We start from the raw sequence: 12,717 nt of genomic DNA, 5'->3' as shown, positions 1-12,717 counted from the left end.
TTAGTTTGTTTTAGCCGGGCTGTCTGTCAACGCGCCCAGGAAAAGGATAATATCTTTGATTTCGCTTTCGTTGAGCCCCAGCGGTTTGGTCGAAAGCGTTTGTGTGGGTACCGGCAGTCCGAGACCGCCCCCTCCGCCCCTGTTATAAAATTCCATGACCTCCTCCAGCGTAGCGAAGGCACCGTGATGCATATACGGAGCTGTTACCGTGATATTGCGTAATGAAGGCGTTTTAAATGCTCCTTTGTAAAACGAAATCGGATAAGTCGTAAAGCGACCACTATCAGCATCCGGACGGGGATAACGCAGATCAGCCCCTGCTGTCGTACCAATTACTTCCAGCTCGGTTCTGTCAAACAACGGCGGCAATACGCCATTGAACAAAGGCACGAAATGACAGGTACCACACCTGGCCTTTCCCATAAAAAGATTAAAGCCGTTTTCCTGCGCCGCAGTCATCGCCTTTTTATCTCCGCGCAGGTAGCGGTCAAACGGCGCATTCATGGGAGCCAGTGTCTGCAAATAGGCTGTAATGGCACGGGCAATACGGCGCATTGTTACCAGGCTGTCCTCCGCTTGCGGAAATGCAGCGCTGAAAAGTTCCCTGTATTTTTTTGCCTTCCCTAATTGTGATAGCACCATACCATCTGCCACATTCATTTCCCGGGGATTATGCAACACCGCCAACACCTGCTCTTCCAGGGTTTTAGCCCTTCCGTCCCAAAACTGGGCATGCTGATAGGCCGCATAAAAAAGTGTGGGCGTATTACGCTGTAAACGGGAATGGCCATCCAGTGCAAGGTTTTTAGGCAACTGGTCCGTGAAATACTTATCCGGCTGGTGACAGCTGCCACAGCTCCTGACGTTATTTTGGGATAGTTGTTTTTCAAAAAACAGTGTTTTACCCAGCTCCACCAGCGGAGCACTGGTATCCCAGTCCCTGCCCATATTCATGGCACGAAGATTAAAAACATCCAACTCAGCGTCCTTGCTGCCGGCTAACCGGTTGACACTACGCTGCAATGGCAACATAGCGGTAGTGAGAAAACGGAGACGGTTAAACGAAACAAAGTTACTGTCTTCGCGTACCTGCGACAGCGCCAGGTCCAGGTACCTTGCCGTAGCCGCAGCCGCCTCGCCCTGCCCTTCCAGGTAAGGCTGTAATACTGTTTTAACCGCCATCAGTGAATGCCCCGCCTCGGTAATACCTGTCTGCAGTTCAGGGGCATCATAGCCGGCAATACCCAGGGTACTGACGCGTATTAGTTCCAGCCGGATGCTTTCCAGTATCTGGGTATCGGTTATTTCGAGGCCATACAATAAAGCAGGGAGATCTGCCGCGGAACTGCTGACCAAAGTTGTCTGTTGCAACAGTTCCCGCTGATGGGCAGCGACATCGTCCTCAAACAACAAGGCTTCTATCACCTGTAGCCCTGTAGGTTCCCGGTATTCCATAAATGGCTCTTCCACTTCATGTACCGGTGGTGCATTGTAAACAACAGAGGTACTTGTCAGAAAGTATTCCAGGAAAAACGCAATGCTTTTATATTGTGCTCTGCATGTTTTCAACGCCTCTTTTGCAGCCTGAATAGTGGCCGGGTCGCTGTTCTCCACCATCTCAATACGGTGGTGCAGTTGCACGGCGCTTTCCGCAAATCTTCCCGCCTGATCCCGGAAATAGGTCAACGTGTGGGCCACGCCGGCAGACTGTTGCCCACCAGGTGGCACCACCACGCCCATTAAAGCTATCCAAGCGGTCAAAATAACGATCACCATGCCCTGTTTCATCACCTGTAGTTTATTACTTTGTTACCTGTAGCCTATTTTTCATGATGGTAAAATGATCCCGCACAACGCCATCTTCGCAGATCCATTTAAAATCCAGCCGGTTGCCCTGTACTTCCAGCAAACCAGCACCAGTTACTGTTGCATTGGAATAATACATGGCATCGTGCGGGAAAGCAGCCTCCGGTTGACCTACAGAACTGGATGAACCACTCACCACATACACGGTACCTTTTTTCGTATGTTCGTTCCTGATATAAGGCGCACTGTTTGCTGTACCATCATCTTTACCGGAACCCTGGCTAAAACTATGTTTGGAGGCGTCAAACGACGCCTCTTTTCCATAGTGGCCATGTAGTAATCCCGAGCGCTCATACACATGGCTATGACCGCAAATCACCAGGTCCACTCCTGCTTTTTCCAGGATACGGATAAAGTTCTCCCGTATCCGCCGCATATTACCGTCTGTATCTGAGTTATGCGTACCCATACTGTAAGGAGGATGGTGCCAATACACCACCACCCAGTCTTTATTCCGGTTCGCCGCCAGGTCTTTTTTTACCCATTGTACCTGTGGCCCGCTGGTATCATACAGATAGTAGCGATTTTCTTCCTTTCCGTAGGAATCAAGTGAGAGAAAGTGGACATTACCAATATCGAAAGCATAAAACGCGGGATTATGCGAGGGCACACCACCCGACTCACCACTTACCGGCATTGAAAAATTCTGATAATAGGCGGTTGTATGATGATTTTGCGCGTAGGCGGCAGAGAAGTCGGTATCATGATAATCATGATTGCCGGGAGCCGGAAACACCGGGTATTTCTTTAACAGATCATCTTTATATACGTTAAAAAATTTGGCCTGGTATTCAGCATCCGTACCATCATTGTAAGCATTATCACCCAATAGTATCCAGGCTGTCAGGTCAGTGGTACCCAGATACCCCCTGAAAGCATCTCTCACCTGGCGCTGGTGAATGGTCAGGTCACCACAATCACCGAACACGCCTATACGATAATAGCCGGTGCTACCGGGCAACGGCAGCGTAGTGAAATAGTTATCGCCAGCTCCCTGTAGCGTATCTTTCAACCCGCCTATACTATAATAATAGCGGGTACCGGGTTGCAGGCCTTCCAGTTTAACGATATGCTCCGTTACGAGGGCAACGTCACTGATCGTCTTTTCCGGATGACCTGCTACCGTCCCGTAAGATACCCTGCTACGGGTAGCTGCATCGGTTCTCCAGCGGATAAGGATACTGTTGGGCGTTGCGGACTGTAAATAAGGGCCACGCAGTAATTGTGCCTTTTGGGCCGTACTACGGGCAGAACAAAGCAACGACAGCAACAATAGTAGTATATAGACTTTACGCATGTCTTATTTGGATACATTCACAATAAATTCGTCCTGCAAACAATTTTCCGGATCGCGGACCACATATACCGATTTACCGGCAGGCGGGGTAACCGAAACGCTCCTGGAAGTACTGTCTATATTCTTCCAGGTATATTTCCCTACATAGGAAGCTTTCAGTACTGCCGTTTCCCCTTTTTTCAGGTTGATGACCGTCTTTTTGTTTACTCCTTTCATCATGGTGAAATGATCTCTGATGACGCCATCAGCGCAGATCCATTTCAGATCCAGCCGGTTGGCTTCTACTTCCAGGATAGAAGCGCCTCCATGGGTTACATCGGAAAATGGCAGGGCATCATGCGGGAAAGTGGCCTGTTGCCCACCTAGCTGTCCTGCGGAACCGCTGACTACATAAACGGTGCCTTTGTTGTCGCTTTGTTTGATATATGGACAGGAATTGGTACTGCCATCATACAAGGCAGAAGAAGTGCTCAGATAATGTTGCGCTGCATTAAAACTTTGCTCCGGCCCATAGTGTCCCTGCATCAGCTTCGAGCGCTCATAGGAGTGACTATGGCCACAGAGAATAAGATCTACCCCATTCCGTTCCAGCACCCGGATGAAGTTCTCCCGTATTTTTACCAGTTGTTCTTCTGTATCAGAATTATGGGAGCCCATGCTATAAGGCGGGTGATGCCAGTAAGCAATCACCCAGCCTTTGTTTTTATTGGCAGCAAGATCTTCTTTAATCCAGCGTACCTGGCGGCCCAGCGTATCGTATAGCCTGGAAGCATTATCTTCTGTACCATGAGAATCCAATGACAGGAAGTGGATATTGCCAATATCAAAGGAATAAAAAGCGGGAGTATTAGAAGGCACGCCTCCGGCCTCCCCTTTGGTGGGCATCGAAAAAATCTGGTAATAGGCCACCTCTTTGGACTGTTGCGCATAGTCAGCAGAATAAGGTTCATCATGATAATCATGATTGCCCGGCGCAGGAAACAGTGGTGATTTTTTTAGCAGGTTATTTTTATAAATATTAAAAAAGTTGGTTTGAAATTCGGTGTCCTTGCCAAAAGAATAGGCATTATCGCCCAGCAAAATCCAGGCATTCAGCAAATCATTGCCAAGATATTTTTCAAACTGGTCGCGTGTATTTCGCTGATTGGTGGAATTATTACCGCAGTCACCGAACACGCCTATACGATATTTTTCTTCTTTTCCTACAGGCGGCAATGTGGTAAAACAATTCTGTTCATCGCCCTGCAAGGTATCCTTGGCGCCCACCAGCAGGTAATGGTATTTGGTTTGCGGCAACAAACCGGTCAGTGTTACAATATGTTCCCGGGTAAGTGAGCTGTCCCCAGCCACAGCTATGGTGTTATCGGGCGAGGTACCATAATGAACAAAACTGATATCCGGTTCGTCGGTACGCCAGCGTACTGTCATACTGTTGGGGGTAGCTGTTTGCAGATAAGGCCCCCGTATCAACTCCGGCCGGAAGCCATATTTCCGGGGCTTTGTCTTCCCGGGCTTGCTCTGCGCCAGTAACAGCGCAGGCATGCCCAACATCATCATCAAATAAAAAATACTTTTTTTCATGTCTATATAGATCAGTTATTACAATCAGGGTTTGTCCCACCATACGCGGGTGCTGGTCACATCCGGACCTTGTCTTTTAATAGCTTCCTGCACATGCGGGTTAATGGCAATCTCATCTGCCTGGTAAGTCAGTCTGCGTGGCAGTATAGCACCGCTATTCGCCGGGATCGTCAGGTCCAGTTTCTCATACAGTTTCGGATACCCGCTTCTGCGCATATTGGCGAATGTTTCATACCAGTTGTAGTGTGTTTCTATCCAGTATTGGGTATTGATCATTTCCAGCGCCTCCTCCATTGACGCAGGGTTGTATGGATTTTCGAGCAGGTAGGCATCTGCCTGTGCGGTAGTAATCACCGCTTCAGCGCCGTAGATTTTCAGCTGGTCCATCGCCGCCCTTACACCTTTTTCATAGCAGGATTTAGCATCGCCTGGTACAATACCCCTGACGGCACATTCTGCCAGCTGCAGCTGCACCTGTGCATAGCTCAGATGAATAAAAGGTGCGTCATATCTGCCGAAAGTGGAAATATTGGACACGGAATACTTCAGGCGGTCAGCGGACGGAATGCCCAGATAGGGAGGATCTTCCGATCTGTCACCATATGGCGGCCAACCTTTTTGTTTGGCTGGTGATTTATCGCCAGCAGCGTAGGTTGTCCTGGAAGCCGGTAACATACAATACGCTGCTATGCGCGGATCTTTACGATCCTTCAGGAAGTTAACGAAGGGGGAAGTAAGGCGGTAGTTATCCGGATAGCGGATAAATATATGCGCCTGCCCATTCGCCGTTGGGTTGGTTGTTCCACCGGTAGACGCATTTGGCAGATATTTCACCACAAAATTATCGTCATTATTCCGCAGTAAACCACCGGCAACTGCTTTCTCTATCCATTTTTTCCCGTTGACAGGATCTGCCTTCATGATACGTAATCCCAGCCTCAGCATCAGGCTATTCGCAAAACGTCTCCATTTAGAGAGATCCCCCTTATACACGATATCAGCAGCGGTGGGCACTTTCCTGGCACTGTCCAGTGCCCTGGAAGCGTCTTCCAGCTCGCGGAACATATCTTCGTAAATCTGCTGTTGTGCATCATAACGGGGTGTAAAGAGGCGGTCCATGTAGCCCTTACCTGCTTCAAAGTAGGGCACATCTCCATACAGGTCCGTCAACTGGTGAGCCACATAGGCTTTAATGATACGGCCAATATGCCGGTAGTTGGCATAGGCCGTGTCTTTTCCGCAACGAGCTATCAGGTCCACTACATTTTTGAACGGGTTTTCATATGCCCATTCAAAATGGTATCCCTGGTAACCTCCCGGCATCGTCAGTGATGAATAGGCTTTCCTGTTGGTGACATGCATCACGAAAGCGCCTACAAAATCGCCCTGCGTATAATAGGTGTTGTCCAGCATATAAAGTTCAATAGCCGGAAGCATAAAGTCGGGCGTAGGATCAGAAACAAAATCTACGCTTTTGTTGATGTCCTCAAAATTTTTATCACAAGCGGTAAACATACCTGTTATTATTATCAGTAGCAGGTATGCACCATATTTCCTCATATTTCTCATGCCGGAATATTTTATTAGATATATGTTTGTAAAATTGATCAAAGTACCAGCTTCAGGGTTACGCCATAGTTCCGGGTAACGGGATACACCAGCCTTTCAATACCTTGCGCATTTCCGCTCGCCACGCTGCTTTCAGGGTCCACATTCTCCGTTCTCTTATAAAGCGTGAACAGGTTTCTGGCTACCAGCGAAAACGTGGCGCTGTTCACACCAATTCTACCCAGCAGTGATTGTGGAAAACGATAAGCCAGTGATACCTCTCTCAGCTTCACAAAACTGGCATCATAGATAAACTCCTCCGCGATATGTGACAATTGCTGGTAGTAACCACTGATGTTACCACTACCCGCCGGCGGATTGGGTGTTTTGCTACCGGGCACCAATACGGTATTCGCTTTTCCCTCCTTGTTCACCCCTTCGCCGGTCAGTCCTTCTTCACGCCCCGTCAGCGTCATTTTGTGCCTGCCATTACCCACAGAAATGGCGTTGGTCTCGGAATAGATGGAAGCGCCAAACTTGGCATCCAACAGGCAATACAGCGAAAAATTCCGATAAGAAAAAGTATTACTGAAGCCATATAGCTGATCGTATACGCCATTGGCAAGGAAATCATTTTTGGAGGTATACAGCGGATAACCTTTCTCATCATATACTTTTTCACCTTTTTCATTACGCAGGTATTTGTAGCCATAGATCCCGCCATAGCGTTGTCCCTCTTCCAGTTGTATGATTACCTCCCCGCTTTTGGCGCTCGCCAGTAATACAGGCGCGCCTTCTACGCCGTCTCCCAGCGCTATTACCCTGCTATTGTTTTTGGAAAAAGTGGCTGTCATATTCCAGTTAAACTCCTTGCCCTTTACCGGTGTAGCTTTCACCAATAACTCCACACCATTGTTTTGCAGGCGGCCTACGTTCAACAGCGCCGTACGATAGCCGGTACTACGGGAGACCGCTGTTTTTACAATATCATCACGGGTAGTGCGGTTATAATAGGCCAGGTCAAAGCCAATACGCCCCTGTAGAAAATCCATTTCAAGTCCCAGTTCATAATCAGACGACAACAGCGGTTTCAGGTTTTTATTAGGTACGTTGGTGGTACCGATATACTGCAGGTTGCTGGACCCGTACGCTGTCTGTGTGAGAGAATAGCTAAGGTCCAGCTGTCCCGGACCGGTATCCCCGCTCACTTGTGCGGTCGAAGCCCTGAATTTACCGAACGACACCAGCGCAGGCAATTTGAAGGCATCCGAGAAAACAAATGACAACGACGCAGAAGGATAAAACAGATTGTTGTTATGAAGCGGCAGGGTCGAAAACCAGTCGTTTCTACCAGTCAGCGTCAGGTACAGGTATTTATTCCACGACAGTTCCACGCTACCAAACAGTGAATTGGTCTTCTGGCTGGTTTTACTGGTAGACGGCTGTTTGGTGGCCAGGTTATTGAAGGTATACACGCCCGGCACAACAAAACTGTTACCGGAGGTGCTCACCTCACTGCGTAAACGTTCCAGTGTATTGGCGCCTGCAAAACCATTCACACTGAATTTACCGGCACTCAATGGTTCTACCCCTATGATGATCTCATAGTTATTAACAGCACTTTCTATGGTGCGTTCTTCCAGCTGTCCCAGTGGGAAGCTCGTATACATATTACCTTCCGGGATATACCTGTTGCGTGCGCTGGCGTAGTAATCGCGGGTAATCCTACCCCTGGCGTACAGCCAGTTGGTGAAAGCATATTTGAGGTTAACAGCGCCAATCAACCTGTTCTTGGTATCTGCTTCCTTTGTTTTATTGACTACATAGTAAGGATTGGAGATACCACTGGCATAACTGAATTCGGAGCCGTCCGGATTGTATCCGGGTTTAAGGGTTTCCACATCGATGCTGCCAGGCATATAAGCCAGTGAATAAAACAGGTTGGAGTTATTTCCTCCGATAAAAGGTCTGTTGTTTGCCTTTTCCTGGATATAATTCAATACCAGGTCTGTGCTGAGTTTACCAAATGTAGAGGAGAGTTTGCTATTAACGCTGGTACGACTAAACTTCGCGTTGGGCACAATGTCTTTATTGCGTAGATCGGATATCGAAATACGATAATTATGCTGGTTGGTATTGCCGGATAATGCTACTGTATTGGTGATGGTACTACCGGTATTAAAAAACTTTTCGTAGTTATTTTTCACCGGCCTAAAGGGCCGTACTACTCCATCAAATTGCATGGATGGGCTGCCGTCGAACTTTGCGCCCCAGCTGGAAGAGCTAAAAGCCTCTGCAGGCGTAGCAGGCGGCATATCGCCCGTACCGCTTTGTCCATATACATACTGGAAGTCGGTGGTGTTGATCAGCTTATCTACCAGCAGGGACGAGCTTACTTCAACATTCATTTTACCTTTGGCCGACTTTCCCGTCTTAGTCGTTACCAATATCACGCCGTTGGAAGCTAATGACCCGTATAGCGCCGCTGCAGCATTACCTTTCAGTACGCTGATACTTTCGATATCATCGGGATTAATGCCTGTAAGGCCGTCGCCATAGTCCACCCCACCATAGGCGTCCAGGCCTCCCAGCGTGGTAGAGTTAATGGGAATACCATCTATCACCCACAATGGTTGCGTGTTGCCGGTCAGTGAAGAAGCGCCGCGGATGATGACTCTTTTCGTGCCTGCTACACCGTTAGCAATATTTCCTATATCCACCCCCGCAATTTTTCCGGAGAGCGCGCTGATCAGGTTAGGTGTTTGTACGGTGTTTACTTTACTGCCATCGAGCGTAGCTACGGAGTAGCCCAGGCTTTTGGCATTCCTTTTCATATTGAGTGCCGTGACCACCACCTCATTCAGGCTACTGTTGGAAGCCGTCATCCGGATATTGACTACAGCCCTGTTTTGAACAGGCACCTGTCTTGTTTCAAAACCGGTATGGGAAATTAAAAGCACAGCCTTTTCAGCATCTGCCGTGATGTTGTATTCTCCTCGCCCGTTTGTTTGTACCCCCCTGGTATCCCCCTTCACCATTACGTTTGCACCCGGGAGTGGTTCACCTTCTTCTGTGGTGACCATACCGCTGATCTGCCTGGAGACTGGTGATGTTTCTTTCGCCCGGATAATGAGAATACTTTTTTGCTGCTGTATAAAAGTCGCATTTGTTCCTTTCAGCAGCAGATCCAATACATGGTCTGCCAGCTCCCGGTTGGCAGTGATACTTACCCGACGTTCAGGGTCCAGTACATCATGTTTAAATTCAATCGTCAAGCCTGTCTGCCGTTCTATTTCCCGGAAGATTTCCTTTAACGGCCTGTTGTTGTTCTGCAATGTAACCCTGGCTGTCTTTACATCCTGGGCAACCGCCTGCCGTATCGTTAACAGGCAGCATAACCCTACCAGTAAAAAAACGAGGCGCTTTGCATGAAATACATTGTTACATGTACCTGATTTCATAGATTTGTGTTGCTTTTAGAGTCATTAATTATTATTGATGGCACTGATACCATCCCGTTGGCGCGGGATGGTTTTTTTTTATAAGGGATGACATGGTTCTCCTTTCACAATGACGGTTTTACCCTGCAGTTCAAACTGCAGATCACCCAGCAGCGTTAGTTTTTCCAACGCTTCCGCAAGTGTGAGTTGATTGAATGTGGTAGAATAGATGCAGCGGGACAACGCCGGGTCTTTCAGCTGGAACTGTACCCCATATTGACGACCCAGTGTTTTACAAATGTCGCCCAGGCAGGCATCCTCGAAAACAAACCGGTTTTCCTGCCAGCCACAGATGGCGGCCGTATCTACCGGCGACAGTGCAAAAAGATGATCTCTATTGCCATATACTGCCTGTTGCCCTGCTTCCAGGAAGATGGTACTATCTTTTTTAAGCACCGGGTAACGCGCCGACACACTTACTTTACCGGTTTTAACGGCAACAGATATACTGTTTTCATCAGGATAGGCTTTAATATTAAAAGAGGTGCCTAACACCGTCGTTTGCACATTGCCTGACTTTACCACAAATGGTTTGGAAGCCTGCTGCACAATGTCGAAGAAAGCCTCACCATGAAGTACCACACTGCGTTCATGGGCATCTTCCGAGAATTGGACACGGCTATCAGCATTCAGATAGACGGTTGATCCATCCGGCAGACGTATTTGCTTACCGGTAGTTCGACTGGTCGTGTATAACATCCTACCGGCTTTATCTAACCGGTACACCCGGAGCATCAGCAGGCCTGTAACCAGCAGTACTGCCACTGCCGCGGCGTACCATAAGCTTTTCCGGTAAAATTTTCTAACAGGTAATATTCTTGCAGGTATGCCAGTACGTAATGCTTTCGGCAACGGACCACCCATCGCCGCCTCCCATTCTTCAAAGGGCAACAGTTCTTCCGCGGTGTTGGCTATATCATGATCACGCAGATAAAGCGCCAGTTTTCTTTTCTCCTCTTCCGAGGCAGTTTGTTGCAATACTTTACTGAAAAGGATTTTTATTGCGTGTTCGTCCATAGTTTCTGCAGGCCAGCTGAATGCTGTTCTGCTATTATATACACAGATAATATTCCGCACACGTAAGGCGACTGTGTTAACTTAATATGAACAACTGAGGCAGGAAAATTAAGGAGTCAGCAATAAGATCATGACTATATATAAAGTATCTTTTAACTCATTGCGCATAATGGTCAGTACATGTGATACATGCGTTTCAACTGTACGAATGGAAATGCCTAATTTTTCCGCTATTTCTTTATTGGAGAGGCCTTGTTCCCTGCTCATCTGAAACACCTCTTTTCTTTTAGGCGCCAGTTTGTCCAACACACGGCAGTATTGCCGGAATACCTCCTGGTAGGTCATCCCCTGGTATGCGACAGCCTCTACATCATTATAGGTATCCAGGCTGCCTTCGGGCACCAGGGTATAGGCAGTTTGTTTCCTGGCAAAGTTGATGATATGGTTTCGTGCCACCGTAAAGAGAAAAACTTCAAAATTTAAATCAGGGTCAATGTTGGCACGGAATTGCCAGATCTTAAAAAAGATATCCTGCAACAGTTCTTCCGCATCTTCCTTTCTGGGCACTTGCTTCTTACAGTAATTTAATACCTTGGCCCCCAACAATGAAAAGATGGTTTTAAACGCATCCTCATCCCCACTTTTCAGCCGGAGCACTAATGCTTGCGTAATATTGGAATAGGTAGCGTGCAAAATATTCTTTTCGCAAAAGTATACAAGCAGTGTTAAGCGAATATTAAAATACTGAATGCATAAACATTATTATTCATATAAATCATCCATTCCCGGGTCTATCCCTTCATTGTTCCGGGTGATGGTCCACAGGTTCCTGGCGTTGGCGGTTAGCTAAGATGTTTGTCTCTCGTAAAATAAACCCATTATTTTTTGGCTACAACAACCAGCGTTCCGGCTACCTGCGCCAGGCGATTTGTATCCACCTTTGTGATACAAAATCATCAAACAAATGAGAGTATTTGTAACAGGCGCCACCGGATTCGTTGGGACAGCCGTAGTACAGGAATTGTTATCAGCGGGGCATCAGGTAACAGGCCTGGCCCGCTCGGAAGCGGCCGCGCAAAAGTTAATTGACCTGGGAGCCGAAGTACATCGCGGTGACCTGAACGACATCCCCAGTCTACAGGCCGGCGCAACAGCAGCCGACGGGGTTATCCACCTGGGATTCATTCATGATTTCTCCCGTTTTAAAGAGATGTGCGCGGTAGATGGAAAGGCCATTGAAGCTATCGGGGAAACATTGGCGGGAACGGATCGCCCCTTCATCGTTACCTCCGGGACCGGCGTTATTGCAAAAGACAGCATCATAACAGAACAAGACCGTCTCCAGGACGATCATAGTCCCCGTAGCGCCACAGAAAGAGCGGTCGATAAAATCGTCGCCAAAGGTGTCAGGGCTTCCGTAGTACGGCTTCCCCCCTGCACGCACGGAGAGGGAGACAAAGGCGGCTTTATTCCATTGCTGACAGGTATTGCCAAAGAAAGAGGCAGCTCAGCCATGATCAAAGACGGCTCCAATGTATGGCCGGCCGTACACAAAGAGGATGCGGCACGGCTGTACCGCCTGGCGCTGGAAGCGAATGCCCCTGGAGGCACCCGCTATCACGCGGTAGCAGAACAAGGCGTTCCTTTTAAAATTATCGCAACGGCCATTGGTGAAAAACTGGGCCTGCCGGTTATCTCGTTGCAACCTGATGATATAGCGGCGCACTTTACCTGGTTTGCGTATTTTGCCCAGTTTAACAACCTCTCCTCGGCAGCTATCACCCAAAATATGCTGGGCTGGACACCTATCCATCCTTCCCTCCGGGAAGACCTGGAAGGAGATGTCTATTTCCCCGCGAATAACTAAATTTACATACAGGCGGCAATACTACCGGTACCGCCGCCTGT

8 protein-coding genes are annotated in these 12,717 nt (G+C 48.2%); 1 reads left to right on the top strand and 7 read right to left on the bottom strand.

Going from position 1 to position 12,717, the window contains the following annotated elements:
* The 7 genes from ICL07_RS20585 to ICL07_RS20555 form a co-directional block, all read right to left on the bottom strand.
* Entirely contained in the window at positions 1 to 1,788 is a 1,788-nt protein-coding gene (locus ICL07_RS20585) for a cytochrome-c peroxidase (RefSeq protein WP_223152045.1), read from the bottom strand.
* A 13-nt stretch (positions 1,789 to 1,801) separates the two neighbouring features.
* Positions 1,802 to 3,163, bottom strand: coding sequence for a purple acid phosphatase family protein (locus tag ICL07_RS20580; RefSeq protein WP_188089931.1), 1,362 nt, complete (start codon positions 3,161 to 3,163; stop codon positions 1,802 to 1,804).
* A gap of 3 nt (positions 3,164 to 3,166) precedes the next feature.
* Entirely contained in the window at positions 3,167 to 4,744 is a 1,578-nt protein-coding gene (locus ICL07_RS20575; RefSeq protein ID WP_188089930.1) for a purple acid phosphatase family protein, read from the bottom strand.
* Between the two features lie 24 nt (positions 4,745 to 4,768).
* On the bottom strand, positions 4,769 to 6,259 hold the full coding sequence (locus ICL07_RS20570; protein WP_223152043.1) for a SusD/RagB family nutrient-binding outer membrane lipoprotein: 1,491 nt from the start codon (positions 6,257 to 6,259) through the stop codon (positions 4,769 to 4,771).
* Between the two features lie 92 nt (positions 6,260 to 6,351).
* Entirely contained in the window at positions 6,352 to 9,753 is a 3,402-nt protein-coding gene (locus ICL07_RS20565; RefSeq protein WP_188089928.1) for a SusC/RagA family TonB-linked outer membrane protein, read from the bottom strand.
* A 78-nt stretch (positions 9,754 to 9,831) separates the two neighbouring features.
* Positions 9,832 to 10,809: a FecR family protein gene (locus tag ICL07_RS20560; protein WP_188089927.1), complete on the bottom strand. Its 978-nt coding sequence runs from the start codon at positions 10,807 to 10,809 to the stop codon at positions 9,832 to 9,834.
* Between the two features lie 108 nt (positions 10,810 to 10,917).
* Complete coding sequence (locus tag ICL07_RS20555) at positions 10,918 to 11,502, bottom strand: RNA polymerase sigma factor (protein ID WP_188089926.1); 585 nt, start codon at positions 11,500 to 11,502, stop codon at positions 10,918 to 10,920.
* A 271-nt stretch (positions 11,503 to 11,773) separates the two neighbouring features.
* Between ICL07_RS20555 and ICL07_RS20550 the strand changes: the two genes are divergently transcribed.
* Entirely contained in the window at positions 11,774 to 12,676 is a 903-nt protein-coding gene (locus tag ICL07_RS20550; protein WP_188089925.1) for an SDR family oxidoreductase, read from the top strand.
* Positions 12,677 to 12,717 lie beyond the last annotated feature (41 nt).

Source organism: Chitinophaga qingshengii, from assembly GCF_014529935.1.
In the GTDB taxonomy this organism is placed as follows: Bacteria; Bacteroidota; Bacteroidia; order Chitinophagales; family Chitinophagaceae; genus Chitinophaga; species Chitinophaga qingshengii.
The sequence above is the reverse complement of the archived record's forward strand: the minus strand, read 5'-3'. Positions and strand labels throughout refer to the sequence as shown.

Excerpts from the sequence above, each read along its gene's own strand:
- ICL07_RS20585 (WP_223152045.1), bottom strand. The coding sequence starts at position 1,788 with ATGAAACAGGGCATGGTGATCGTTATTTTGACCGCTTGGATAGCTTTA.
- ICL07_RS20580 (WP_188089931.1), bottom strand. The coding sequence starts at position 3,163 with ATGCGTAAAGTCTATATACTACTATTGTTGCTGTCGTTGCTTTGTTCT.
- ICL07_RS20575 (WP_188089930.1), bottom strand. The coding sequence starts at position 4,744 with ATGAAAAAAAGTATTTTTTATTTGATGATGATGTTGGGCATGCCTGCG.
- ICL07_RS20570 (WP_223152043.1), bottom strand. The coding sequence starts at position 6,259 with ATGTTTACCGCTTGTGATAAAAATTTTGAGGACATCAACAAAAGCGTA.
- ICL07_RS20565 (WP_188089928.1), bottom strand. The coding sequence starts at position 9,753 with ATGAAATCAGGTACATGTAACAATGTATTTCATGCAAAGCGCCTCGTT.
- ICL07_RS20560 (WP_188089927.1), bottom strand. The coding sequence starts at position 10,809 with ATGGACGAACACGCAATAAAAATCCTTTTCAGTAAAGTATTGCAACAA.
- ICL07_RS20550 (WP_188089925.1), top strand. The coding sequence starts at position 11,774 with ATGAGAGTATTTGTAACAGGCGCCACCGGATTCGTTGGGACAGCCGTA.